Consider the following 25,146-nt stretch of genomic DNA (forward strand, 5'->3'; position numbering starts at 1 on the left):
GTTTAATATCCACGGCTTCCGCGTCGCCTTGGCTGGTAGCGAGGCTCGGGAAATCCGGGGTATAGCGCAGTCTGGTAGCGCGCCTGCTTTGGGAGCAGGATGTCGGGGGTTCGAATCCCTCTACCCCGACCAGAAAGACCCGGAGGATGCGTGGACTCCGCGCCCGTAGCTCAACTGGATAGAGCATCGGCCTTCTAAGCCGAGGGTTGCAGGTTCGAGTCCTGCCGGGCGCGCCATTTGCCGGGTGACCGGTGGAAGTGTTGAAAATGATGGTGGCCGTAGCTCAGATGGTAGAGTCCCGGATTGTGATTCCGGTTGTCGCGGGTTCGAGCCCCGTCGGCCACCCCATCTCCTGGCAGGGTATCTGACGACCCTGGCAGCAACCCGGAAACGGGAGCCAGTCAGACGGGCCGTTAGCTCAATTGGTAGAGCAGTGGACTCTTAATCCATTGGTTGAAGGTTCAAGTCCTTCACGGCCCACCATTTTGCGTGTCACGAAAAGGCCCGGCGCATGCCGGGCCTTTTCGTATCCGCGGCACGGACGGCGCAATGGGTTATAGTGCGTGTGGCGTGCTTGTATAATCCCGGGTTTGCACGGTTGGTAATGGATGCATGCGAAAGTGGCGGAACTGGTAGACGCGCTGGATTTAGGTTCCAGTGGGGAAACCCGTGAGAGTTCGAGTCTCTCCTTTCGCACCAATTTCACGCGTTTGGCAAGTGTAGCCCTGCAGTGGCCCCAAGGTGCCCTAAGGGATGCCGAATTTGCCACGACTCAAGATTCGAAAATTTAGAGGCGAAGAGGTTTTCATTCCATGCAAGTATCAGTGGAGTCCCTGAGCAACCTGGAGCGGCGGATGACGGTGCAGGTGCCTGCCGATCGCATTCAGGAAGAGGTGGATCGTCGCCTCAAGTCGCTGGTCAAGCGCGTGCGCATCGATGGTTTCCGTCCCGGCAAGGTGCCCCTCAAGGTCGTGCAGAAGCGCTACGGCGAAGGTGTCTACCAAGAAGTGCTGGGCGAGGTGTTGCAGTCTTCCTACCAGGAGGCCCTGGCTCAGGAAAGCATCATCCCTGCCGGAACCCCCGATATCGAGCCCCAGTCCATGGAGGCCGGCCAGCCTCTTGAGTACGTGGCAACCTTCGAGGTCTTCCCCGAGGTGCAGCCCGCCGACATGTCCGGTGCCCAGGTCAAGCGTCCCCAGGTGGAGATTGGCGAGGCCGACGTGGACAAGGTGATCGAATCCCTGCGCAAGCAGCGCCGCGACTGGGTGGATGTGGAACGCCCCGCCGCCGAGGGCGATCAGGTGGTCGTGGACTTCAAGGGCACCCTGGACGGTGAGGCCTTTGAGGGAGGGCAGGCCGAGGATGTGCCGATTGAACTGGGCCAGGGTCGGATGATCAAAGACTTTGAAGACCAGTTGCCCGGCGTGACCCCCGGTGAAGAAAAGACCATTGAGGTGAACTTCCCCGAGGATTACCCCGCCGAACATCTGGCGGGCCGTAAGGCCGAGTTCGCGCTCACCGTGAAAAAGGTCCAGGAAGCGTCCCTGCCGGAGCTGAACGAAGAGTTCGCCAAGGCGTTCGGTGTGGAAGAGGGCGGCATGGAAAAGCTGCGCGAGGAAGTAAAGAACAACATGACGCGCGAGATGGAACAGGCGGTCAAGGCCCGGGTCAAGGATCAGGTCATGGATGCCCTGCTGGAGCGCAATTCAGTGGATCTGCCGGCGGCGATCGTGCAGGAGGAAATCAATCGACTGCGTGAACAGACACAGTCTCGCTACGGCATGAACCAGGAGGGTGGCCCGCAGCTGCCCGACGAGCAGTTCAAGGCCGATGCAGAACGGCGCGTTGGTCTGGGGCTGGTGATCCGCGAGATTGTCCGTCAGCACGAAATCAAGGTGGATCAGGACAAGGTCACCGCCGAACTGGAGGCCATGGCCGCCGGTTATGAAGATCCGCAGCAAGTGATCAGCTACTATCGTGGTAACAAGCAGGCCATGAGCGGATTGGAAGCCATGGTGCTTGAGCAGCAGGTGGTCGAGTGGGTGCTGTCTCAGTGCGAGGTCAGCGATGAGCCCATGAGTTTCGACGCCCTCATGAATCCTTCCCAGGAGAATCAGGCCTGATGCGTGATAACGGTTTGACAAGTGGTGGGGCCCAGGACACCCAGGCTCTGAACCTCGTGCCCATGGTGGTCGAACAGACCGCCCGGGGCGAACGCGCTTACGATATCTATTCCCGCCTGCTCAAGGAGCGGGTGATCTTCGCCGTGGGTCCGGTGGAAGACTACATGGCCAATGTCATTGTGGCCCAGATGCTGTTTCTGGAGTCGGAGAATCCCGACAAGGACATCAGCCTCTACATCAACTCGCCCGGCGGCGTGGTCACGGCGGGCCTGGCGATTTACGACACCATGCAGTTCATCAAGCCCGATGTGAGCACCTTGTGCATCGGTCAGGCCGCCAGCATGGGGGCCGTGCTCCTGGCGGGTGGTGCCAAGGGCAAACGATATTGTCTGCCCCATTCACGGGTGATGATTCACCAGCCTCTGGGGGGGTTCCAGGGTCAGGCAACGGATATCGACATCCACGCCCGGGAAATCCTGAAAGTACGGGACCAGCTCAATGGCATCCTGGCCCATCACACGGGGCAGTCCATCGAGCGTATCGCCGAGGATACCGAGCGCGACCGTTTCCTGAGCGGCCCCGAGAGCCAGGATTACGGTATCGTGGATAAGGTGCTCGACGTCCGCACGCCGCCCGTCAAGTCCTGATAGCCGGGTGCCAGGGCACGCTCCTTGGCACCCATTAACCCTGCCCGTGGGCGGCTTGCATCTTGCTGTTAAAAGGGGCAAGGTGTAACCGAATGGTACGAATTGAGGTCGGCGATGAGCGACAACAAAGGCAAGGATTCGGACAGCGGGAAGCTGCTTTACTGCTCCTTTTGCGGCAAAAGCCAGCATGAGGTGCGTAAGCTGATCGCGGGTCCGTCCGTGTTCATCTGCGACGAGTGCGTGGAACTGTGCAACGACATCATCCGTGAGGAGATGCAGGAGCAGGCGGCCGCATCCGGCAGCAAACTGCCCACACCCCACGAGATCAATCAGATCCTCGACGAATACGTGATTGGCCAGGAGCGGGCGAAAAAAATCCTCTCCGTGGCCGTCTATAATCATTACAAGCGCTTGGAAGCCAAGAGCGGCAAGGACGACGTGGAACTGGCCAAGAGCAACATCCTGCTCGTCGGTCCCACCGGCTCGGGCAAGACACTGCTGGCCGAAACCCTGGCCCGCCTGTTGAATGTTCCCTTCACCATCGCCGATGCCACCACTCTCACCGAGGCGGGATATGTGGGCGAGGATGTGGAGAACATCATTCAGAAACTGCTGCAAAAGTGCGATTACGATGTGGAAAAGGCCCAGACGGGCATTGTCTACATTGACGAGATCGACAAGATCTCCCGCAAGTCCGACAACCCCTCCATTACCCGGGACGTTTCCGGTGAGGGAGTGCAGCAGGCCTTGTTGAAACTGATTGAGGGCACCGTGGCTTCCGTGCCGCCGCAGGGGGGACGCAAGCACCCCCAGCAAGAATTCCTGCAGGTGGATACGCGCAACATCCTGTTCATCGTGGGCGGCGCGTTCTCCGGTCTGGAAAAGGTGATCCGGGACCGCACCGAGAAGGGAGGGATCGGCTTCTCCGCTGAGGTGAAGGCCAAGGACGAGTCCCAGTCCAGCTCTCAGGTGCTGTTTGGTGTGGAGCCGGAGGATCTGGTCAAGTTTGGTCTGATCCCCGAGTTTGTGGGACGTCTGCCCTTGGTGGCCACGCTGGAGGAACTGGATTCCGATGCGCTGATTCGTATCCTCACCGAGCCCAAGAATGCCCTGACCAAGCAGTATCGCAAGTTGTTCGAGATGGAAGGGGTGGAAATCGAATTCCGCGAGGATGCCTTGCGGGCCGTGGCCAAAAAGGCCATGGAGCGCAAGACGGGTGCCCGCGGTCTGCGCACCATTCTGGAACAGGTGCTTCTGGACAGCATGTATGAGATCCCCTCCACGGAGAACGTCTCCAAGGTGGTGATCGATGATGCGGTGATCATGGGGGATGCCAAGCCCTACCTGATCTACGAGAATTCCGACTACCAGAAGGCCGCGTCGGACTGACGCGGCTGTCGGTGAGGCAATAGGCCCCTGAAGGGCATGAGGGGGGCGGTGTGAATCGTCCCCCTCGTTCCTTCTGGGTCTGTTCTTCCTCTCACTTCCATCGTTCGGCGCTGCGCCGACCTTTTCATGTGCCCTTGATTGGCCCTTTTTTTCTCGTTTTGCCCCCTCCCAGGCCGGAATTTCCGGCTTTTTTACCCCTTGGTCCTTGAATTCGCCGTTCACATACCCATCAAATAAGGTATTGGCGCGTGCCACCCCCCGCGCGCCGTGGATCGGCGGGGGCCCATACCGAATCCAGATGAGAGCCAAGCACCATGGACAACGAACAGAAGACCCAGGCAGCCACCAACGAGCCCATTCAGACGGTGCCCGTCCTGCCGCTGCGCGATGTGGTGGTCTATCCCCATATGGTGATCCCGCTCTTCGTGGGCCGCGAAAAGTCCATCCGTGCGCTGGACACCGCCATGGAGAACAACAAGCAGATCCTGCTAGTGGCCCAGAAGAGTGCCGAGGTGGATGAGCCGTCGGCGAAGGAGATCCATCGCGTGGGCACCCTGTCCACCATCCTGCAACTGCTCAAGCTGCCTGATGGCACCATCAAGGTGCTGGTGGAGGGCTCCGAGCGGGCACGGGTGATGGAACTCACCGATGGCGAGGAGCATTTCTCGGCACAGATCTCGATGATCCCCCAGGAGACCAGCGTTGACGAGCGGGAGATGGAGGTGTTGACCCGTTCGGTGCTCAACCTCTTTGACCAGTATGTGAAGCTCAACAAGAAGATTCCGCCGGAGATCCTCACCTCCCTGGCAGGCATTGAGGACGCCGCACGTCTGGCTGACACCATTGCCGCGCACATGTCTCTGAAGATCGAGGAGAAGCAGAAGATCCTTGAGGTGGATGACGTGCGCGCCCGCTTGGAGCATCTGATGTCCCTGATCGAAGGGGAAATCGACATTTTGCAGATCGAGAAGCGCATCCGTGGACGCGTGAAGCAGCAGATGGAGAAGAGCCAGCGGGAGTACTACCTCAACGAGCAGATGAAGGCGATCCAGAAGGAACTGGGCGACCTGGAGGATGCCCCCAACGAGTTCGAGGAACTGCAGCGCCGGGTGGAGAAGGCCGGCATGCCCAAGGAGGCCAAACAGAAGGCCCAGAACGAACTCAACAAGCTCAAGATGATGTCACCCATGTCGGCCGAAGCGACAGTGGTGCGCAACTACGTGGAATGGCTGACCAGCGTACCGTGGAAGAAGCGTTCCAAGGTACGCAACGATATCGAGGAGGCCCAGCGGGTTCTGGACGAGGATCACTACGGCCTTGAGAAGGTCAAGGAACGCATCCTCGAATATCTGGCCGTGCAGCAGCGGGTGCGCAAGCTCAAGGGTCCGATCCTGTGTCTGGTGGGGCCGCCGGGGGTAGGTAAGACCTCCCTGGGGCGTTCCATTGCCCGAGCCACCAACCGCAAGTTCACCCGCATGTCCCTGGGGGGGGTGCGCGACGAGGCCGAGATCCGTGGTCACCGCCGCACCTACATCGGTGCCCTGCCGGGCAAGATTGTCCAGAATCTGGCCAAGGCGGGCACCCGCAACCCGCTCTTCCTGCTGGACGAGATCGACAAGATGGCCATGGATTTCCGTGGTGATCCGGCCTCGGCCCTGTTGGAGGTGCTGGATCCCGAGCAGAACAGTACCTTTGCAGATCACTACCTGGAGGTGGATTTCGATCTGTCGGATACCATGTTCGTGGCCACGGCCAACAGCATGAACATCCCCGGGCCGTTGCTGGACCGCATGGAGGTGATTCGCCTGCCGGGTTATACCGAAGACGAGAAGACCAATATTGCCCAGAACTACCTGGTGCCCAAGCAGGTGAAGAATAACGGTCTCAAGGAGGATGAGTTGGTCATCAGCGAGGCGGCCATCCGCGACATCGTGCGTTACTACACCCGCGAGTCGGGTGTGCGTAACCTGGAACGCGAGATCTCCAAGGTCTGCCGGAAGGTGGTGAAAACCCATCTGATCAAGGCCTCGGATCGCAAGACCCTGGTCTCGCCCAAGAACCTGGACAAGTACCTGGGGGTGCGGCGCTTCCGTTATGGCGTGGCCGAGGAGCACGATCAGGTGGGGCAGGTCACTGGCCTGGCCTGGACCGAGGTGGGTGGCGAGTTGCTGACCATCGAGGCAGCTGTGGTGCCCGGCAAGGGCAAGTGCATCCATACCGGCAAGCTTGGGGACGTGATGCAGGAGTCCATCCAGGCGGCCATGACCGTGGTGCGCAGTCGCTGCCAGACGCTGGGTATCGCCGAGGACTTCCACGAGAAAAAGGACATCCACATTCATGTGCCCGAAGGGGCCACGCCCAAGGATGGTCCCAGCGCCGGGATTGGCATGTGTACGGCCATTGTCTCGTCGCTCACGGGGATTCCAGTGCGCTCTGATGTGGCCATGACCGGCGAGATCACCCTGCGAGGCGAGGTGCTGCCCATCGGTGGTCTCAAGGAGAAGTTGCTGGCGGCCCACCGGGGCGGTATCGAGACGGTCCTGATTCCGCACGAGAACGAGAAGGATCTGGCGGATATTCCCAAGAATATCAAGAGTCGTCTGGATATCCGCCCCGTGCGCTGGATTGATGAGGTCTTGGGTATTGCCCTCAAGGAGCGTCCGGCTGGAGTGGAGTCCGAGGCGCCAGAAAAACCGGAGGTGACACCCAAGTCCGAGGGCAAGGGATCCACGCGTCGCGTGCCGCATCACTGATGTCGTCTCCCGACGTTTTGTCGGGAGTTACCTGCCGCCGATCCTCGGGACGGGTCCGAAAGGGCTCCCCGGGGGTGTGCGCAGGTTCTTGAAATGGCTGTAAACGGCGCCGCGCGGGGCTTTGCGGCGCCTGCGCGTTGTTGACAGCTTTGAAATCCGCTTGGTATAAAGTCGGCGTTCTTGTCCAAGCGCCCATAACAATAAATTCCTAGAACCTATGACGACCCGAGTCCGAGCCGCCCGTTTTTCAGGCGCTCAGGGTGGCTATTTCCTTTGACTCGGCGCGACGCCACGCGCTCCGTCCACGCTCTTGCCTAACCTAAGGTACAACTGAATGAATAAATCCGAACTCATTGACGCCGTCGCCAGCTCCGCCGACCTCCCCAAGGCAGCGGCTGCCCGTGCGGTGGATTCCATTGTTGATGTGATTTCTGATACACTTCGCCAAGGTGATCAGGTAACGATCGTTGGTTTTGGTACGTTCCTGGTTCGTCAGCGCGATGCCCGTAGTGGCCGCAATCCGCGCACCGGCGACGCCATCCAGATTCCGGCCTCGAATGTTCCGAGTTTTAAGGCTGGTAAAGCACTGAAAGATGCTGTAAACTAGCGTGCTTTCAATGGGTGCTTAGCTCAGCTGGTAGAGCGTCGCCCTTACAAGGCGAATGTCGGGGGTTCGATCCCCTCAGCACCCACCAAGGTGCACTGTTGAAAGTTACAATTTGGAGCGGTAGTTCAGTTGGTTAGAATACCGGCCTGTCACGCCGGGGGTCGCGGGTTCGAGTCCCGTCCGCTCCGCCATCTTCAAGCAAAAAGGGTGCCTCAGGCACCCTTTTTGCTTTCTGCTCCCGCCCTGTTGTTCTTCTCGCGCCCCCCGCGAAACCCGATGCACTTTTGGGTATCATGGGCCTCACTTTCCGCTGTCCGATAGCCGATACCCCATGCTTCTGAAAATTCGCGACAAGGCGTCCGGCTGGTTCGCCTATGCCATCATCATCATGATTGCCATCCCCTTTGCGCTGTGGGGGGTCCAGGAATATTTTGGCGGCGGCGCCCGCCTGGTGGCCGCCGAGGTCAATGGCGTCGAAATCACCACCCGGGACCTGCAAAGGGAGGTGCAGCGTCAGCGTGACCAGATGGCACAATTCTTCGGTGGACGCCTGCCCGATGGCGTTCTGGACGAAGATGCCCTGCGCGAGCACGCCCTGCAATCCGTGATTCGGCGGGAACTGGTCAGACAGATGGTGGATGAGCGTGGCATCAGCATCAGCCAGCAGGCGGTGGCCCGGGAGTTGGCGGGCATTGAGGTCTTCCATGAGAATGGCGCGTTTGATCCCGAGCGCTACCAGCGTCTGCTGGATGCCCAGCGGATCAGTCGCGCTGCCTTCGAGGCGGATGTGGCCCAGGGGCTGCGTGTGGAGCAGTTCGAGGCCGGGGTGCGCAACTCCGCCTTGGTGACCGATGCCGAGGTACGGGAATACCTGCGTCTGAGCAACCAGGAGCGCACCCTGAGCTACTTTGTCATCCCGGCCGAGGAATATGCCCGGGACGTAGAGATCGATGACGCGCAGGTGCAAGCCTATTATGCCCAGCATGAAGAGCGCTTCCGCACGCCCGAGCGGGTGCGATTGCGCTATGTTGAGCTGGACCTGGATCGGTTGGAGTCGGAATTGAACGTCTCCGAGTCGGAACTGCGGCGCCAGTATCGGCAGCAGTTGGACCGGTATACCTCGCCGGAGGAGCGTCGTGCGGCACATATTCTGGTGCGCGTGCCCGGAGATGCGGACGAGGCCCAGGTGGAGGCGTTGCGCGCCAAGGCTCGTGAATTGCGCGCTCGCATCGAGGCTGGAGAGGGCTTCGAGACGGTGGCCCGGGAGGCCTCCGAGGATGATTTCACCGCCGAGGAAGGGGGCGATCTGGGTTATCTGCAGCGCGGCGACCTGGGGTCAGCCCTGGACGGCGTGCTGTTCACCATGGACGAGGGGGAAATCAGTCAGCCAGTACAAACCCGTGAGGGGTTTCATATCCTGCGCCTGACCGACATTCAGCCTGCGGAATCGGAGCCCTTCGAGGTGGTGCGTGACGAGGTGGAGCAGGAGCTTCGCGCTCGCCAGGTCGAGTCCAGGCAGATTGAACTGATTGAACAGATGATCACTCAGGCCTATGAAAACCCCCGCAGCCTGGCAGCCGTGGCCGACGCCACAGGCCTGGAGATCCGTGAAACGGACTGGTTGACCCGGGAGGAAGGCGAGGGCATCGGCCAGTATGAACCGGTGCGCCAGGCGGCCTTCAGTGCTCCGGTGTTGCAGGAAGAGCGCAACAGTGATCTGCTGGAGTTGCCCGATGGCCGTTCCCTGGTGATTCGTGTCGGCGAGCATGCGCCATCCACACCTCGCCCGGTGGAAGAGGTGGAGGACCGGATTCGTGAACTGATTCGCGCCGAGGAGTCCTCGCGATTGGCTCGGGAAGCCGGTGAGACGTTGCTGCAAGCGCTGCGCGAGGGCGAGGCGTTGTCACAGGTGACACAAGGCCTGCCGGGGGAATTGGAAGAGAATCAGACAGTGACCCGTGAAGGTGCCCAGGTGCCCGGCGAGATCCTGGATACGGCCTTCAGCCTGTCGGATCCCCAGGAAGGGGAGCCGACGGTGGGTGGGGTGAGCCTGGATGGCGGGGACTATGCACTGGTGACCTTGCAGGCAGTCACGAATGTGGAGCCGGACCAGCGGGAGCTGGAGAGTGCCCGCAGCCACCTGCGCGGTCTTTATGGGGCGCTGGATTTCGAGGCGGTACTGGAGTCGCTGGAGGCTCAGGCCGATATCACGATCCATCAGGACAATCTCTGACACCGCGCCCCTCATCCCCAGCCCTTCTCCCCCAAGGGGGAGAAGGGAGTTAGGTAGCACTCAGCCCGCTACCCGAGCCTTATTCCCGGCCCTTCTTTCCAAGGGGGAGAAGGGAGTTAGGTAGCACTCAGCCCGCTACCTGAGCCTTATCCCCGGCCCTTCTTTCCAAGGGGGAGAAGGGAGTTAGGTAGCACTCAGCCCGCTACCTGAGCCTTATCCCCGGCACTTCTTTCCAAGGGGGAGAAGTACCTTCCTCAGACCTCCGCCGGCCCCAGTCCCAGGGTGCTGTAGCCGGAATCCACGTAAGTGATCTCCCCCGTGATGCCCGATGCCAGGTCCGAGCACAGGAACGCGGCGGCATTCCCCACCTGCTCGATGGTCACGTTGCGCCGCAGCGGGGCATTGTTCTCCACGTGATCCAGGATCTTGCGGAAGTCACCGATACCGGCGGCGGCCAGGGTGCGGATGGGGCCGGCGGAGATGCCGTTCACACGCACGCCTTCAGGGCCCAGGGTGTAGGCCAGGAAGCGCACGTTGGCCTCCAGACTGGCCTTGGCCAGGCCCATGAGGTTGTAGTTGGGCATGGAGCGCACGGCGCCCAGATAGGACAGGGTCAGGATGGCCGCGTCGCGACCCTTCATCATCGGACGGGCCGCCTTGGCCAGGGCCGCCAGACTGTAGCTGCTGATGTCATGGGCGGTGTTGAAGGCCTCACGGGACATGCCGTCCAGGAAGTCGCCCTCCAGGGCCTCCTTGGGGGCAAAGGCGACTGCATGCACCAGACCCTCCAGGCCGTCCCAGTGCTGACCCAGCTGCTCGAAGGTGGCCTCAATCTGCTCGTCACTGGAGACATCACAGGGCAGCACGATGTCGGAACCGCATTCTCCGGCGAGCTTGACCACCCGATCCTTGAGACGATCGTTCTGGTAGGTGAAGGCCAGCTCCGCGCCCTCCCGCGCCATGGCCTTGGCAATGCCGTACGCGATGGAGCGGTTGCTGGCCACGCCTGTGATAAGCACCCGCTTGCCGGTCATGAAACCCATGCTGTGATCTCCTGTCTGTTTCGTTTCAGTGGTATCAGGTTGATTCGGCGGACATGATACTACTAACGGTGCGGGACGCGCGCCCCACCCCTTGTCACACCCTCCCCGAACCCGGAGACTTGGCCTTCAAGCCGTCATGGATCCGTCCCCATGGAAAAACGCTACACCTCGAAAGACTTCGTGATGCTGGGCCTGCTGCTGGGCCTGGGGCTGTTGCTGATCCTGCTCATGTATCAGGTGGACCGCCAGTGGTCCCGCATGGCCGAGATGCAGCGCACCCTGCAGGAGCAGGGCGACGATCTGCGCCGTATCCGTGGGGCGGTGCAGGGGCTGGATTCGCGACTGCGGGCAGGGGTGGTGGCGCCGGGTGCGGGGCAGGAGACGGTGGACGCCGATGAGTTACCCGAGGCCTTTGCCCGGGCCTTTGAAGCCACCCGCCAGCCAGACTTTGCCAGCGGTGACTGGCTGGTGCGCGCCTTTCCCACGGGTCTGTCCACCCTGACGCCACTGGTGTCCAGCGACGCCTATGCCAGCGAGGTACAAAGCTACGTGCTGGAGTCGCTGCTGGTGCGCGACCCGGACACCCTGGAATGGCAGGGCCTGCTGGCCCGGGACTGGGACTTCAGCGACGATGGACTCACCATCACCTTCCAATTGCGCCGGGGATTGGAGTTCTCCGACGGCGAGCCCCTCACCGCCGATGACGTGGTCTTCACCTACCAGTTCATCATGAATGATGACATCGCCGCTCCCCGGGCCCGGGCGTATCTGGAAAAACTGGAGAAGGTGGAGGCCCTGGGGGAGCATGAGGTGGCGTTCACCTTTTCCGAGCCCTATTTCAACAGCCTGTCCCTGGCCGGCGGTCTGCAGGTGATGCCGCGGCATTTCTATGAGCCCTATCTGGATGAACCGCGCCGATTCAATGAGTCCCGCGGTCTGTTGCTGGGGTCGGGCCCTTACCGCCTGGCGGACCCCGAGGGCTGGACGCCGGATGCCGGCATGGTGGAATTGCGGCGTAACCCCCGCTACTGGGGGCCGGTGGACCCGCCCTTCAACCGCCTGCTGTGGCGGGTGATCGAGAACGACAGCGCCCGTTTGACCACCTTCCGCAATCAGGATATTGACCTGTACACGGCCAGGCCCCGGGAATATCAGCAATTGCTCGAGGATGAGTCGCTGCGGGACCGCACCGAGCATTTTGAGTACATGAGTCCCACCGGGGGCTACAGCTATATCGGCTGGAACCAGCGGCGTGATGACGAGCCCACCCGCTTTGCGGACAAGCGCGTACGCCAGGCCATGACCCATCTCACCGATCTGGAGCGGGTGATCGAGGAGATCATGCTGGGTTACGCGGAGGTGGCCATCAGCCCCTTCAACCCGCGCAGTCCCCAGCATGACAGCGGGATCGAGCCCTATGGGTTCAGTGTCGACAAGGCCCGAAGCCTGCTTGAGGAGGCCGGGTTTGCGGATCGCAGTGGCGATGGCATCCTGCAGGGGCCTGACGGTGAGCGCTTCGAGTTCGACATGGTGTTCTTCCAGGACAACGAGGACACCCGCCGCATGGTGCTGTTCCTGCGGGATCTGTATGCCCGTGCCGGCATCCTCATGCAACCTCGGCCCACCGAGTGGTCGGTGATGCTGGATCTGCTCAACCGCAAGGACTTCGATGCCATCACCTTGGGTTGGACCAGCGGCGTGGAGATCGACGTTTACCAGATGTTCCACTCCAGCCAGACGGTCTCGGGCGGGGACAACTTCATCAGTTACGAAAATCCGGAGCTGGATGCCCTGATCGAAAAGGCCCGGGGCACGGTGGACGAAGAGGAGCGCATGGCCATCTGGCATGAGGTGGAGCGGGTGCTGCACGAGGACCAGCCCTATACCTTCCTGATGCGTCGCCAGACCCTGGCCTTCGTGGATGATCGGCTGGCCAATCTCAAGCGCACCCGTCTGGGGCTGAACCTGGGCACCGTACCGCTGGAGATCTACGTGCCCAGCGAACAGCAACGTCACGCGCGCTGATTCCGTGCTCACCTATATCCTGCGGCGCCTGTTGTTGATGATCCCCACCCTCATGGGGATCACCATCGTGGTGTTCGTGGTCATGGCCGCCGCCCCCGGGGGCATCAGTGCCCAGTCTCTGGTGGATGGCATGAACCTGGAGCCTCAGGCCAAGCAGGCCATGGAGGACTATTACAATCGCATGTACGGGCTGGATCAGCCGCCGCCAGTGCAGTATCTGCGCTGGGTGAACAACATCTCTCCGGCCGGGTTCACCTTCGACCGGGACGGGGCCATCGAGGGCTTCTCCTTCTGGAAGGGGTCGGAACTGGGCACCAGCTTCCGCTACGGGCGACCGGTCGGGGATCTGATCGCGGAACGTCTGCCCATCACACTGCTTCTGAACGTGCTGTCGATTCCCATCATCTACATCATTGCCATCGCCGTGGGGGTGCAGGCCGCCACCCGGCGCGGGGGCAGTTTCGACACCGGCTCCGGCGTGCTGCTGCTGGGCCTGTGGTCGGTGCCCACCATGCTGGCCGGCGTGCTGCTGATCGGTTTCTTCGCCTCGGAGCAGTTCTGGCGCTGGTTCCCCACCGGTGGCGTTAACCGTCGCGAGGCCCTGGATATGACCTTCCTGCCCCACTGGGGCACGGCCACCGATCTGCTCATGCTGTTCCTGCTGGTGGGCCTGGGGGCCGCGCTGATGGTCTGGCTGGCCCTGAAGGCCGCGCAACGCTGGCGGGTGCTGGTGGGCAGCGCCACGGGTGCAATCCTGGGTTTCATGATGGCGGCCCAGGTATCGGATCAGGCCTTCGGTCTGCTGCATCTGCTGCTCATGGCCGGCGTGGGCGGCAGCCTGGCCCTGGCGGCGGGGAACGGTTTCGTGGCCCTGCGTGTCGGGCTGCTGGGCCTGGTGGGCATGGCCATGGGCATCGGTCTGGCAGCGGAACTGGCGCAGGGGGCGTTCGTGCGCGGTTTCCTGCTGGATCGGCTCTGGCATCTGGTGCTGCCGGTGCTGTGCCTGGCCTATGGGGGATTTGCGTTCCTGGCCAAGCTGACCCGCTCGGCGGTGCTGGAGAACCTGCTCTCGGACTATGCACGCACCGCTCGGGCCAAGGGGGTGAGTGAACGTGACGTGCTCTGGCGACATGTGTTCCGCAATTCCCTGCTGCCCCTGATTACTGTCTCGGCCACCCTGTTGCCCAGCCTGCTGGCGGGCTCGGTGATTGTCGAGACCATCTTCTCCATCGATGGCATGGGCAAGCTGGCCGTGGAGGCGGTGCAGACCCGGGATCGGGAGCTGGTGCTGTCGGTCACCCTGATCAGTGGCATGCTCACCCTGGCCGGTTACCTGATTGCCGATCTGTGTTACGCCATTGCCGATCCCCGGGTGAGTTATGACTGAATCGAGCCAGGAAGCGCTTGCCCCGCCGCGCCATCGCCGAAGCTATGCCGCCCAGGTGGCACGGGAGGTGCTGCTGCGCTGGGGGGCCCGCATCGGCCTGACCTGGATCCTGCTGCTGGTGATGGTGGCGGTGTTCGCCCCTTTCCTGGCCACCAGCCATCCGTTGCTGGCCATGGGGGAGGGCGGTCTGATGGCACCGGTGCTGGCGCATCTCACCGCCGCAGACGTGACCCTGCTGGTCGTGTTTTTCACGGCGGTGCTGGTGTCGTTCCTGCCTCGCCCCTTCTGGCACAAGTTGCTGGCGGTGCTGGCCATGCTGGTGATCAGCGGCAGCATCAGCGCCTTCACGGTATCGCCGCCGGAACTGGTGATCTACGAGCAGCATCGCGAGGCCGAGGCGGCGGGTCAGTATGACTGGGTGATGTGGGCCCCGGTGCCGTATTCCCCCAAGGACTATCTGCGTGACTTTGGCGACACGGGCCTGGAAGCCCCCTTGAGTGAGGAGATTCGCCGCCACTGGCTGGGCACCGAGGAGAATGGCGCCGATGTACTCTCGCGCATGATCCATGCCTCGCGCATCGCCCTGGGTATCGGTTTCATCGCCACCGGCATTGCCCTGGGCATCGGCATCATCGTGGGTGGGTTGATGGGCTATTTCTCGGGCATCGTGGACATCATCGGCATGCGCATCGTGGAGATCTTCGAGGCCATTCCCACCCTGTTCCTGCTGCTGACCTTCGTGGCCTTCTTCGGGCGCAGCCTTTACATGATGATGATCATCATCGGCATCACCTCCTGGTCCGGGTACGCCCGTTATGTGCGTGCCGAATTTCTCAAGCTGCGCGAGCAGGACTATGTGCAGGCGGCCGTGGCCTGCGGCTTGCCACTGCGTTCGGTGCTGTTCAGGCACATGTTGCCCAATGGGATCGCGCCGATCCTGGTGGCCGCCAGTTTCGGCGTGGCCTCGGCCATCCTGGCGGAGGCCACCTTGAGCTTTCTGGGACTGGGGCTGGTGGATGATCCCTCCTGGGGGCAGATGCTCAACCAGGCGGTGCAGTCCTCCTCCTTCAACTGGTGGATGGCCGCCTTCCCTGGCGGGGCCATCTTCCTGACGGTATTCGCCTACAACCTGGTGGGCGAGTCCCTGCGCGACGCCCTGGACCCCTACCTGAAGAAGAAGGCCTGACCGTGCTGCTGGAAGTGAAGGATCTGCACACCCATCTGGAGGCCGGCGGCGAGACCGTGCGCGCCGTGGACGGGGTGAGTTTTGGCATCAAGCCCGGTGAGACCTTCTGCCTGGTGGGGGAGTCGGGCAGCGGCAAGTCAGTGACTGCCCTATCGGTGATCCAGCTCCTGCCCCGGGATATCAGCCGGCACCCGGGGGGCCAGATCCTGTTCCGGGCCCGGGATGTCCAGGGCCACAGCGAGGTGGTGGACATGCTGCAACTGGACGAGGCCCGGCGCCGACAGATCCGCGGCATGCGCATGAGCATGATCTTTCAAGAGCCCATGACCTCCCTGAATCCGGTGTTTTCGGTGGGCGACCAGATCGTCGAGGTGCTCAAGCTGCACCAGTCGCACCTCAGTGATGCCGAGGCCCGGGAGCGGGCCGTGGAGGCGCTGGCCCAGGTGCAGATCCCCAACCCCGCCGAGCGGGCGAATGAGTTCCCCCACCGCCTCTCGGGTGGACAGCGCCAGCGGGTGATGATCGCCATGGCCATGGCCTGCGAGCCGGACCTGTTGATCGCCGATGAGCCTACCACTGCCCTGGATGTGACCGTTCAGGCGGAGATCCTGCGGCTGATGCGGGAACTGCAGGAGCGTAACGGCATGTCCATCCTGTTCATCACCCACGATTTCGGCGTGGTGGCGCAGATGGGGCATCGGCTGGGGGTGATGCGTCTGGGCAAGCTGGTGGAGGAGGGCACGGTGCGCCAGGTGCTGGACCATCCGGAGCATCCTTATACTCGTCAGCTCATCGACGCCCTGCCGGAAAACCTCACCCGCCGCCGGGAAGCCGCGGGGGAGGGAGGGCGTCCCGCGCCCGTCGGCGAACCCCTGGTCCGCCTGGATGATCTACAGATCCATTTCCCGGTGCGCAAGGGGCTGATGCGTCGGGTGGTGGACCACGTACGGGCCGTGGATGGCGTGAGCCTTGCGATCCCTCGCGGGCAGGTGCTGGCCCTGGTGGGGGAGTCCGGTTGCGGCAAGACCACCCTGGGGCGGGCCATCCTCCGCCTGGTGGAGCCCACCGGTGGACAGATTCACTTTGCCGGGGATGATATCACCCGCTTGCCCCGGGCCCGCCTGCAGCCTTATCGGCGGCGTATGCAGATCATCTTTCAGGACCCCATGTCGTCCCTGAACCCACGCCTCACCGTGGCGGCCATGCTGACCGAACCCATGGCGGTCCACGGGATCGGCATCGACAAGGAGGATCGCCTGGTGCGGGCGGCCCAGGTGCTGGAGCAGGTGCAACTGCCCGCCGACACCCTGTGGCGCTATCCCCATGAATTCTCCGGTGGGCAGCGCCAGCGCATCGGCATCGCCCGGGCCTTGGTGCTGGATCCGGCGTTCATTGTCTGCGACGAGGTGACCAGTGCCCTGGATGTCTCGGTGCAGGCGCAGATCCTGGAGATCCTCATGGCGCTCACCCGGGAGCGGGGGCTCACCCTGTTGTTCATCACCCACAACATCGGCGTGGTGGAATATCTGGCCGATACCATGGCGGTGATGTATCAGGGGCGGGTGGTGGAATATGGGCCGGCGCGGCAGATCTGTCATCAGCCGCAGCACGAATATACCCGCAAGCTGCTGGCCGCGGTGCCCCGGCTCAGTCCATGACCAGAACCATGCGCACCCCGGCCACCTCCAGCAGGTCGCCGTCATTCAGGGGATGGCTGTCCCCCTGAGTCAGCGCTTGCGCGTTGACCTGGGGGGGGATCCATCTCCGAAAACAGATTCGTCAGGGTGGCCGCCTGACCAGGCCCGCCCAGGGTGATGACCACCACTAGGCCAGGAGTCGTGCCATGGGGGGGGGCGGTCAGTGATGTGGGCTCAGCGTGGATCGGTCGATGAACTCCATGCTCACGCCGGCGATTTCGATCACGTCCTGGTGTTGCAGTGCCCGGGCGTGGGAGCCCAGATCCTCGCCATTGAGGCGAGGGGGGTGGGGATGGCTGCCTCCCTCTATGCGGGTAATATGAAAGTGGTCGCCACGACGACTGATGGCAGCCACCTGCACGCCGGGACTGCCAATGGTGGTCAGCGCCTTGTTCAGCGGCCATTCCCGCCCGGCCTGGGCTCCCGTGAGCACCTGCAGGTAGGCGCCATGGGTGGGCGGCGTGCGCCCCGGTGTCCGGGTAGCACCGACGCCGGTTCCACCCGATGCGGCGGTGTCGGTGCGGGGGCTGACGATCAGGGTCTCGTCCGGCGGGTCGGCAGCCTCTTCCTCGGTCATGTCCTCCGGCGGGATGCGGGTGAACAGCAGTTCGTGGCTGCCAATGGCGATCCTGTCACCCTCGAGCAGCACTCGCTTGCGGATGGGCAGGTCATTGACCAGGGTGCCGTTGGTGCTGTTCAGATCCTCCAGGATCATGTCATTGAGCAGCGGGATCAACTGGGCGTGGTATCCACTGACCGCCAGATTGTCCAGACGGATGTCATTGTCCGGGCGGCGGCCGATGGTGATGGGCTTGCTACCCAGGGGCACCGTCCCCCTGAGGGTGTTGCCGGTGCTGATGATCAGTCGAGGAAGTGACTTCATGGCCATGAGTTCACCGTCGCAGACCCAGGAGTCGGTGATACCAGCGACCCTGCGGCCGCGAGGCCGTCGGGATGCGCCCAATCAGGACCGAGATGTTGTCTCGGCCTCCCGAGTCGTTGGCGTGTCGCACCAGTTCTCGCGTGGCCTCTTGGAGATGGGTCTGATGCCGGCTCAGGATATCCTCGATGATGGCATCCTCCAGCATGTCGTTGAGGCCGTCGGAACAGAGCAGGTAGAGGTCACCCGGCATGACGGGTTCCTGACGAATGTCCACCGCGACGGTGGAGTCGATGCCCAGGGCACGGGTGACCAGATTACGGTTCAGTGAGGTTCGCGCCTGATCGGCATTGCACAGGCCTCGATCCACCAGTTCCTGGATGAGGGTGTGATCAACGGTCATTTGTTCCAGTTGGCCGTTGCGAAAGCGATAGATCCGCGAGTCCCCCACATGGGCGAGGATGATTGTTCCGGGGCGCAGCAGGGCCACCGCCAGTGTGGTGCCCATGCCGGTGTTGCGCACATCATCGGCCGCGGCCTCATGAATGGCGCGGTTGGCCTGGATGATGGCCTCGCGCACCTGCAGGCTGGTTTCGTCGGTGCCTTTCCCCTGGGCATTGCCCCCGACCCGACCCAGGGCCTGGCGCAATTCCCCAAGAATGGTGTCCACGGCCATGCGGCTGGCCACATCCCCCCCGGAATGACCGCCCATGCCATCGGCAAGCACCATCAGGCCCAGTTCTGCGTCCTCGCCGATGGCATCCTCGTTTCTTGCCCGGGTGCGACCCGGGTCGGTACAGCCGGCAATCTGCAGCGTGTCTTTCTGGGTCATTCGGGTTGTCGCCGCCTGGTCGCGGTGAGTTGGGTCAGGGAGGCTTCAGGATAGCCCCGCCCGTTTCCCGATGCCATCGGAGAATGGAGCAAAAGGTGGTAATCCGTGGAATGGTCGGCCCTCAGGCAGAGACCGTATCACCGCCGGTGCGGATGATCAGGGTCTGACCCGGGCGCAGGATGTCGGCGGTGGACAATTCATTCCAGCGCGCCAGATCCCGGACCGTGACACCATGATGTCGAGCCACATGCCAGAGGGTGTCGCCGGGCTGCACTGTGTATTCCACTTGGCGGGTCGGCTCGTTGCCGCGGGTGGCGGAGGCGGTGGCCTGTGGGTGGGCATCCGGTGTGGCCGGGGAGGGAATCAGCAGGTGATCACCAGCGCGGATCAGGGTGCCTTGCAGACTGTTGACCTCCTTGAGCGTGCCCACGGTGACGTTGTACCGCGCGGCGATACGGCCTAGATTCTCGCCCGGACGGATGCGATGGCGCTGCCAGGTGACGCGCGCACTGTCATCCAGCCGGCTCAGGCCATCGTGAAAGTCTGCCACGCGGTCCGCTGGCAATAACAGGTGATGCGGGCCACCGGGGGCTGTGGCCCAGCGGTTGAATCCGGGGTTGAGCGTTTGCAGGGTTTCCAGATCCACCCCGGCCAGGTCTGCTGCCACCGCCAGCTCAATCTGTCCCTGGGTGTCCACCACCTGGATGCGGGGTTCATCAGGCACTGGGGCGAGGCCCACCTGATAGCCCTGGGGGTCGCGCACAATGGCCTGCAGGGCCAGCAGGCGAGGGACGTAGTGCTGGGTCTCCCGGGGCAGGTCCAGATGCCAGTAGTCGGCGGGCTTTCCCTGCCGTTCGTTCCGGGCGATGGCCCGGCTCACCGTGCCCTGGCCCGCGTTATAGGCGGCCAGGGCCAGCAGCCAGTCATTATCGAAGCGCTCGTGGAGCTGGGTCAGATAGTCCAGGGCTGCCTGGGTGGAGGCATGGACGTCCCGGCGACCGTCATACCACCAGTTGCTGTGCAGGCCGAAGTGGCGGCCAGTGGAAGGGATGAATTGCCAGATGCCCGCCGCTTGACTGGGGGACTGGGCCCTGGGGATGTAGGCGCTCTCGACGATGGGCAGCAGCAACAACTCGGTGGGCAGTCCCCGTGCCTCGATTTCCTCCAGGATGTAGTGCAGATAAGGGGTGGCTCGGGCCGTGACCTGCTCCAGGTAGTGGTCATGTTCCTGGTGCCATTCGATATACCGCAAAACCCGGGGCTCATCCCTGGCATCGGGCATGTTCATGCCCCGTCGCACCCGGGCCCACAGATCATCCTCAATCTCGACTTCGGTCGCCGGCTGCGCGCTGATGGCCCGCGCCGCATCGCTTTTCAGAAGTTCCACCTCCGCTTCGGCAGCGGGGTGCTGAAACCTGGGCTGGACCGGTGCCTGAGTGGCGCGAGCCTCTTGCGCGGCCGCTTCCCCGGAGGGGGCCGGGGTCGTCCGCTCGGACAGGCCGGCACAGCCCGTGAGCAGGATGCAGATGCCGGTGGCAACCCCCCGGTGACCGAGCGTTTTCATCTTTATCATAGGCGCGCTAGGATAGCGGGGCCGGTTCCCCCTCTCAACCCTGACTGGCCACTGTCCGCGAAAGTCTCTATCCTCCGCCCTATGTCGCGCGCCCATATCCCCATCGTCGATTGCCAGGATGCACTGCGTCGCTGGTATTCGACGCCCCCCGGGCGAGCACTTCTGGCGGCGCTCCAGGTGCACCTGGAGCGTTTTTTGCCGGAGTTGTTCGGTTTCCATGCCCTGCAACTGGGGCAGGTGGCCCTGGGTGAGGATCTGCTGGCCAGCAGCCGTATCAACCATCGCTTTTGCATGGAATATCGCTCGGGTGAGGGGCATGTGGCGGCCCTGCCGGAGGCCTGGCCGGTGCAGGCTGATTCCCTGGACCTGGTGGTGCTGATGCACACCCTTGAACTGAGTGAGGACCCGCACCAGGTGATGCGGGAAGTCGAGCGTACCCTGTTGCCGGAGGGGAATGTGATCATCGTGGGCTTCAACCCCCTGAGCCCGGTGGGCCTCTGGGAGATGCTCCCCGGTCGTCGTGGCAGCACACCCTGGGCCCGGCCCTGTTACAGTACCGGACGCACGCGGGAATGGTTGTCTTTGCTGGGATTCGAGGTGCTTGCCCGGGCCTATGCGGGGTTCACGCCGCCCGCGGGTGGCACCGGGCTGAAGGAGCGGCTGAGCATTGTCCAGGGTCTGGGGGGGCGCAATCTGCCTTATCTTGGGGGCGCCTATGTCATTCTGGCTCGCAAGCGGGTGTCCACCATGACCCCGATGCGTCCCCGCTGGCGTGCCGTGCGGGGGATGGTCCCCGGTGGTGTGGCAAAACCCCTGTGCAGGAGACGTGATCGTGAGTGAAGTGGTGGAGATCTATACCGACGGCGCCTGTCGAGGCAATCCCGGTCCCGGGGGGTGGGGGGCCGTGTTGCGCTTCAAGGGGAAGGAAAAGCATCTCAAGGGGGCGGAGGCAATGACCACCAATAACCGCATGGAGCTGATGGCCGCCATCCAGGCCCTGGAAACCCTCAAACGCCCCTGCCAGGTCGCCCTGACCACCGATTCACAGTATGTGAAGAACGGCGTCAACCAGTGGATGCCCAACTGGAAAAAACGCCAGTGGCGCACGGCCGGTGGCCAGCCGGTGAAGAATCAGGATCTCTGGCAACGTCTGGATGCCGCCGGCGCGTTGCATCAGGTGAGCTGGCACTGGGTGCGTGGTCACACCGGTCACCCTGAAAACGAGTTGGCCGATACATTGGCCAATCAGGCCATTGACGAGATGAAGGCGGGTGCGCTGGCCGGGTGAACCGGCGCCCGTAAAGCACGCGGCATCGCGCCGTACAAGCCTGACCGAGAGACCCATGCAGAACGATACCCCCGCACGCCAGATCGTCCTCGACACCGAAACCACCGGCCTGGAGCCGGCTCAGGGGCACCGAATCATCGAGATCGGCTGCGTGGAGATGGTCAAGCGCCGCCTGACCCGGCAGCACTATCACCAGTATCTGCAGCCGGATCGGGAGGTGGATGCGGGTGCCGAGGAGGTCCATGGCATCAGCAATGCGTTTCTGGCCGACAAGCCTCGCTTCGCCGATGTGGTGGAAGACTTCCTCGACTTCATCCGTGGCGCCGAACTGATCATCCACAACGCCCCCTTCGACGTAGGGTTCATCAACCACGAGTTGAAGCTGCTGGGGAAAGACCGGGGGTGCGTGGAGGATTACTGTACGGTCACTGACTCCCTGGTGATGGCCAGGAAGATGCACCCGGGCCAGCGCAACAGCCTGGATGCCCTGTGCAAGCGTTACCAGATCGATAATTCCGGTCGCGAACTCCACGGGGCCCTGCTGGATGCCCGCATACTGGCGGATGTCTACCTGGCCATGACCGGCGGGCAGAAAACCCTGTCGTTAGGGGGAGAGTCGGAAGAGGCGACTTCAACGGGACCTGTCGAAGCGGCCATCCGCCGCCTGTCCGCCGACCGGCCCCGGCTCGCGGTGCCGCGGGCCAGCGAACAGGAGCTCGAGGCCCACCAGCGCGTGCTGGACAAGCTGGGGGTTGAAGCGCGCTGGTAAGCCTTCAGCCGGTCTTGAGTACCCGCGCCTTCTCCCGCTGCCAGTCCCGCTCCTTTTCCACGGCCCGCTTGTCGTGGGCCTTCTTGCCCTTGGCCAGGCCGATCTCCAGCTTTGCCCGACCCCGTTTCCAATACAGGGCCAGCGGCACGACCGTGTAACCACGGCGTTCCACCAGACCGATGAGCTTGCTCAGTTCTGCGCCGTGCAACAGCAGCTTCCGGGTGCGGGACGGGTCCGGGTTGATGTGGGTGGAGGCCGTGGTGAGTGGGCTGATATGGGCCCCGAACAGCCAGGCCTCGCCGCGCTTGATCAGGACGTAGCTCTCACTGAGCTGCGCCCGTCCGGCACGCATGCTCTTGACCTCCCAGCCCTCAAGCACCAGGCCCGCCTCCAGGCGATCCTCGATGAAATAGTCGTGTTTGGCCTTCTTGTTCAGGGCGATGGTACTGCCGCCCCCCTGGTTTTTCTGTTTCTTGCTCATGCGGGCGATTATAAACGAGGGGGCCCTCCTCGGGGTGAGACGTTGAGGCCAGAGCCGAATTTCATCAAAATGAGCCTCAAATCCGGAGGGTCAACAATGAGAAGAGAAACCTCGATACACGGGCAGTGGTCGTCCAAGCTGGTCTTCGTGCTGGCGGCCACCGGCTCGGCAGTGGGGCTGGGGAATATCTGGCGGTTTCCGTACATTGCCGGGGACAATGGCGGCGCGGCCTTTGTGCTCATCTACCTGGCATGCATTCTGGCCATCGGGCTGCCCATCATGGTCGCGGAGATCGCCCTGGGGCGGAGGGGTCGGCAAAGCCCCATCAACACCATGACCACCCTGGCGCGGGAAGAAGGATTGAGTCGTTTCTGGGGCATGGTAGGTTGGCTGGGCGTGGCGGCTGGTTTCATGATCCTGTCCTTCTACAGCGTCATCGCCGGATGGTCGCTGTCTTATGTGTTTCGTGCCGCGGGCGGCGCCTTCTCCGGGCTGGATACGGACGGCGTAAAGGCCTTGTTTGATGGCTTGGTGGCCGATCCGGAGCGTCTTCTGGCCTGGCACACCATTTTCATGGCAATGAATGTGCTGGTGGTGGCCAGGGGGGTGCGTTCAGGCCTTGAGCAGGCGGTGAAACTCCTGATGCCGGCCCTCTTCGTCTTATTGCTGGTCATGGTGGGCTATGCCTACACCCTGGGCCACTTTGGTGAGGCCCTGCGCTTCCTGTTCCAGCCCGATTTCAGCAAGGTGACCGGGGATACCATCCTGCTGGCCATGGGGCAGTCATTCTTTACCTTGAGCCTGGGTATGGGGGCCATCATGATCTACGGCTCCTACCTGAGTTCCCGGGCCTCCATTGCCCGGACATCGACCGCTGTGGTGGCTGCCGATACGGCGGTCGCGCTGCTGGCCGGCCTGGCCATCTTCCCCATCGTCTTCGCCAGTGGCCTGGCCGCCGATGCGGGGCCGGGGCTGATCTTCATGACTTTGCCCCTGGCCTTCGCGGAGATGCCCTTCGGCATCTTTTTCGGCACCCTGTTCTTCGTGCTGCTGGTGATGGCTGCCTGGACCTCGTCCATTTCCCTGATGGAACCGGCGGTGGCCTGGCTCTCGGAAAACCGGGATATTGACCGCCCGGTGGCAGCGGTGATCGTCGGCGCCGTGGCCTGGCTGCTGGGGGTCGGGACGTTGTTATCCTTCAACCTGTGGTCCGCCGGTATCGGCTTCCATGTCTCCTGGGGTGGGGAGATGATCTACATTGGTGGCACGCTGTTCGAGATCCTGGAATACCTGACCATGAACATCCTGCTGCCCCTGGGAGGATTGCTGATCGCCCTGTTCGTGGGCTGGCGCATGACCCGGCGCTCGGTGGAGGATGAATTGGGCATCAGCTCCCGGGTGATTTTTGGGGCGTGGTATTATTTGCTGCGCTTCGCGGCGCCCATCGGTATCCTGCTGGTGTTCCTCAAAGCGGTCAATCTTATCTAATGCCAGAGGAGTCTCATGCCTTCCATCAGTCGTCAGGCCATCGTGCCGCACACGCCTCAGGAGATGTTCGACCTGGTGAACGACGTCAAGGCGTATCCGGCCTTCCTACCCGGGTGCCGTTCCTCGGCGGTGCTCTCAGCCGATGAGGACGAGATCAAGGCGTCCATCGAGTTGGCCAAGGGGGCGGTGCGCAAATCGTTCACCACGCGCAATCGTCTGCAGCGTAACAAGATGATCGAAATGCGCCTGGTGGACGGTCCCTTCCGTCACCTGGAGGGGTTCTGGCGGTTTGATGCCCTGAGTGAGGGGGCCACGCGGGTCTCTCTGGACCTGGAGTTCGAGTTCTCCAACCGCATCATGAGTACCGTGATCGGGCCGGTGTTCCACCAGGTGGCCAACAGCCTGGTGGATTCTTTTGTGAAACGTGCTCGGGAGGTCTACGGTGCCCGCTGACAATGCATCGGGTCTGCGCGTGGAAGTGGCCTATGCCCGGCCGGAGAAGCAGGTGGTGCTGGAGGTCTCCCTGCCGAAAGAGGCCACGGTGGAAGAGGCCATTCGGGAATCAGGCATTCTGGAGCAGTGTCCGGAGATCGACCTGTCCAGCAACAAGGTGGGGGTGTACGGCAAGCTGGCCAAGCTCAATGCGCCCCTGCGGGACCGGGACCGGGTGGAAATCTATCGGCCACTGATCGCCGACCCCAAGGCCGTACGCAAGCAGCGGGCCGCCAAGTAGCGGCCCGCTTCA

21 protein-coding genes and 7 tRNA genes are annotated in these 25,146 nt (G+C 62.7%); 23 read left to right on the top strand and 5 right to left on the bottom strand.

The window, feature by feature from the left end; all coding sequences use genetic code 11:
- The first annotated feature begins 55 nt into the window (after positions 1 to 55).
- The 13 genes from BMY52_RS00100 to BMY52_RS00160 all read left to right on the top strand — a co-directional run bounded on the left by BMY52_RS00100 (position 56) and on the right by BMY52_RS00160 (position 9,752).
- Positions 56 to 132: transfer RNA gene (locus tag BMY52_RS00100), tRNA-Pro, on the top strand.
- A 27-nt stretch (positions 133 to 159) separates the two neighbouring features.
- Positions 160 to 236 (top strand) — tRNA-Arg (locus BMY52_RS00105).
- Positions 237 to 272: 36 nt separating this feature from the next.
- Positions 273 to 348, top strand: a tRNA-His gene (locus tag BMY52_RS00110).
- A 59-nt stretch (positions 349 to 407) separates the two neighbouring features.
- Positions 408 to 483: transfer RNA gene (locus BMY52_RS00115), tRNA-Lys, on the top strand.
- A gap of 131 nt (positions 484 to 614) precedes the next feature.
- Positions 615 to 699: transfer RNA gene (locus BMY52_RS00120), tRNA-Leu, on the top strand.
- A 113-nt stretch (positions 700 to 812) separates the two neighbouring features.
- Positions 813 to 2,123: a trigger factor gene (tig, locus tag BMY52_RS00125; RefSeq protein ID WP_090249336.1), complete on the top strand. Its 1,311-nt coding sequence runs from the start codon at positions 813 to 815 to the stop codon at positions 2,121 to 2,123.
- The gene (gene clpP, locus BMY52_RS00130) at positions 2,123 to 2,770 is read left to right on the top strand and encodes an ATP-dependent Clp endopeptidase proteolytic subunit ClpP (RefSeq protein WP_090249339.1); all 648 of its coding nucleotides are present in this window, start codon (positions 2,123 to 2,125) and stop codon (positions 2,768 to 2,770) included. The genes tig and clpP overlap by 1 nt, the downstream gene beginning before the upstream one ends.
- Before the next feature lie 114 nt (positions 2,771 to 2,884).
- A complete protein-coding gene (gene clpX, locus BMY52_RS00135) occupies positions 2,885 to 4,159 on the top strand; it encodes an ATP-dependent Clp protease ATP-binding subunit ClpX (protein ID WP_090249341.1) in 1,275 nt (424 codons plus the stop codon).
- Between the two features lie 314 nt (positions 4,160 to 4,473).
- Positions 4,474 to 6,912: an endopeptidase La gene (lon, locus tag BMY52_RS00140; RefSeq protein WP_090249344.1), complete on the top strand. Its 2,439-nt coding sequence runs from the start codon at positions 4,474 to 4,476 to the stop codon at positions 6,910 to 6,912.
- Between the two features lie 334 nt (positions 6,913 to 7,246).
- The gene (locus BMY52_RS00145; RefSeq protein ID WP_090249347.1) at positions 7,247 to 7,519 is read left to right on the top strand and encodes an HU family DNA-binding protein; all 273 of its coding nucleotides are present in this window, start codon (positions 7,247 to 7,249) and stop codon (positions 7,517 to 7,519) included.
- A gap of 12 nt (positions 7,520 to 7,531) precedes the next feature.
- Positions 7,532 to 7,607, top strand: a tRNA-Val gene (locus BMY52_RS00150).
- A 26-nt stretch (positions 7,608 to 7,633) separates the two neighbouring features.
- Positions 7,634 to 7,710, top strand: a tRNA-Asp gene (locus tag BMY52_RS00155).
- Positions 7,711 to 7,850: 140 nt separating this feature from the next.
- Complete coding sequence (locus BMY52_RS00160; RefSeq protein WP_090249349.1) at positions 7,851 to 9,752, top strand: SurA N-terminal domain-containing protein; 1,902 nt, start codon at positions 7,851 to 7,853, stop codon at positions 9,750 to 9,752.
- Positions 9,753 to 10,006: 254 nt separating this feature from the next.
- Here the strand turns inward: BMY52_RS00160 and fabI are convergent, their stop codons facing one another.
- Positions 10,007 to 10,795: an enoyl-ACP reductase FabI gene (fabI, locus tag BMY52_RS00165; RefSeq protein ID WP_090249353.1), complete on the bottom strand. Its 789-nt coding sequence runs from the start codon at positions 10,793 to 10,795 to the stop codon at positions 10,007 to 10,009.
- Between the two features lie 150 nt (positions 10,796 to 10,945).
- On the opposite strand from fabI, the gene BMY52_RS00170 reads away from it, so the two are divergent.
- The 4 genes from BMY52_RS00170 to BMY52_RS00185 are packed head-to-tail and all read left to right on the top strand — an operon-like array spanning position 10,946 to position 17,051.
- Positions 10,946 to 12,820, top strand: a complete 1,875-nt coding sequence (locus tag BMY52_RS00170; RefSeq protein WP_090249357.1) for a peptide-binding protein — start codon at positions 10,946 to 10,948, stop codon at positions 12,818 to 12,820.
- Positions 12,821 to 12,824: 4 nt separating this feature from the next.
- Positions 12,825 to 14,207, top strand: a complete 1,383-nt coding sequence (locus BMY52_RS00175; protein ID WP_090249362.1) for an ABC transporter permease — start codon at positions 12,825 to 12,827, stop codon at positions 14,205 to 14,207.
- Positions 14,200 to 15,393: an ABC transporter permease gene (locus BMY52_RS00180; RefSeq protein WP_090249365.1), complete on the top strand. Its 1,194-nt coding sequence runs from the start codon at positions 14,200 to 14,202 to the stop codon at positions 15,391 to 15,393. The genes BMY52_RS00175 and BMY52_RS00180 overlap by 8 nt, the downstream gene beginning before the upstream one ends.
- A gap of 5 nt (positions 15,394 to 15,398) precedes the next feature.
- Positions 15,399 to 17,051 (top strand): ABC transporter ATP-binding protein, encoded by a 1,653-nt coding sequence (locus BMY52_RS00185; RefSeq protein ID WP_245740506.1) that lies wholly within the window; start codon positions 15,399 to 15,401, stop codon positions 17,049 to 17,051.
- Between the two features lie 199 nt (positions 17,052 to 17,250).
- On the opposite strand, the gene BMY52_RS00190 is transcribed toward BMY52_RS00185, so the two are convergent.
- From BMY52_RS00190 to BMY52_RS00200, 3 genes are all read right to left on the bottom strand, one after another.
- Entirely contained in the window at positions 17,251 to 17,973 is a 723-nt protein-coding gene (locus BMY52_RS00190) for an FHA domain-containing protein (protein WP_090250436.1), read from the bottom strand.
- A 10-nt stretch (positions 17,974 to 17,983) separates the two neighbouring features.
- A complete protein-coding gene (locus BMY52_RS00195) occupies positions 17,984 to 18,802 on the bottom strand; it encodes a Stp1/IreP family PP2C-type Ser/Thr phosphatase (RefSeq protein WP_090249371.1) in 819 nt (272 codons plus the stop codon).
- Between the two features lie 121 nt (positions 18,803 to 18,923).
- Positions 18,924 to 20,366, bottom strand: coding sequence for a LysM peptidoglycan-binding domain-containing protein (locus BMY52_RS00200; RefSeq protein ID WP_090249374.1), 1,443 nt, complete (start codon positions 20,364 to 20,366; stop codon positions 18,924 to 18,926).
- 90 nt (positions 20,367 to 20,456) lie between these two features.
- On the opposite strand from BMY52_RS00200, the gene BMY52_RS00205 reads away from it, so the two are divergent.
- Genes BMY52_RS00205 through dnaQ form a run of 3 tightly spaced genes read left to right on the top strand, consistent with a single transcriptional unit; the run spans position 20,457 to position 22,432 of the window.
- Entirely contained in the window at positions 20,457 to 21,215 is a 759-nt protein-coding gene (locus tag BMY52_RS00205; RefSeq protein WP_090249377.1) for a class I SAM-dependent methyltransferase, read from the top strand.
- On the top strand, positions 21,208 to 21,663 hold the full coding sequence (gene rnhA / locus BMY52_RS00210) for a ribonuclease HI (RefSeq protein ID WP_090249380.1): 456 nt from the start codon (positions 21,208 to 21,210) through the stop codon (positions 21,661 to 21,663). The genes BMY52_RS00205 and rnhA overlap by 8 nt, the downstream gene beginning before the upstream one ends.
- 55 nt (positions 21,664 to 21,718) lie before the next feature.
- Positions 21,719 to 22,432, top strand: a complete 714-nt coding sequence (dnaQ, locus tag BMY52_RS00215; RefSeq protein ID WP_090249383.1) for a DNA polymerase III subunit epsilon — start codon at positions 21,719 to 21,721, stop codon at positions 22,430 to 22,432.
- Positions 22,433 to 22,436: 4 nt separating this feature from the next.
- On the opposite strand, the gene smpB is transcribed toward dnaQ, so the two are convergent.
- Positions 22,437 to 22,913: an SsrA-binding protein SmpB gene (gene smpB / locus BMY52_RS00220; protein ID WP_090249386.1), complete on the bottom strand. Its 477-nt coding sequence runs from the start codon at positions 22,911 to 22,913 to the stop codon at positions 22,437 to 22,439.
- A gap of 96 nt (positions 22,914 to 23,009) precedes the next feature.
- On the opposite strand from smpB, the gene BMY52_RS00225 reads away from it, so the two are divergent.
- Genes BMY52_RS00225 through BMY52_RS00235 form a run of 3 tightly spaced genes read left to right on the top strand, consistent with a single transcriptional unit; the run spans position 23,010 to position 25,134 of the window.
- Positions 23,010 to 24,401: a sodium-dependent transporter gene (locus BMY52_RS00225; RefSeq protein WP_090249389.1), complete on the top strand. Its 1,392-nt coding sequence runs from the start codon at positions 23,010 to 23,012 to the stop codon at positions 24,399 to 24,401.
- A gap of 15 nt (positions 24,402 to 24,416) precedes the next feature.
- Positions 24,417 to 24,854 carry a type II toxin-antitoxin system RatA family toxin gene (locus tag BMY52_RS00230; protein ID WP_090249393.1) on the top strand — a complete coding sequence of 146 codons (438 nt, stop codon included), beginning with the start codon at positions 24,417 to 24,419 and terminating at the stop codon, positions 24,852 to 24,854.
- Positions 24,844 to 25,134: an RnfH family protein gene (locus BMY52_RS00235; protein ID WP_177169785.1), complete on the top strand. Its 291-nt coding sequence runs from the start codon at positions 24,844 to 24,846 to the stop codon at positions 25,132 to 25,134. Before BMY52_RS00230 ends, BMY52_RS00235 begins: the two co-directional genes overlap by 11 nt.
- Positions 25,135 to 25,146 lie beyond the last annotated feature (12 nt).

The organism is Ectothiorhodospira marina, from assembly GCF_900109495.1.
Taxonomy (GTDB): domain Bacteria; phylum Pseudomonadota; class Gammaproteobacteria; order Ectothiorhodospirales; family Ectothiorhodospiraceae; genus Ectothiorhodospira; species Ectothiorhodospira marina.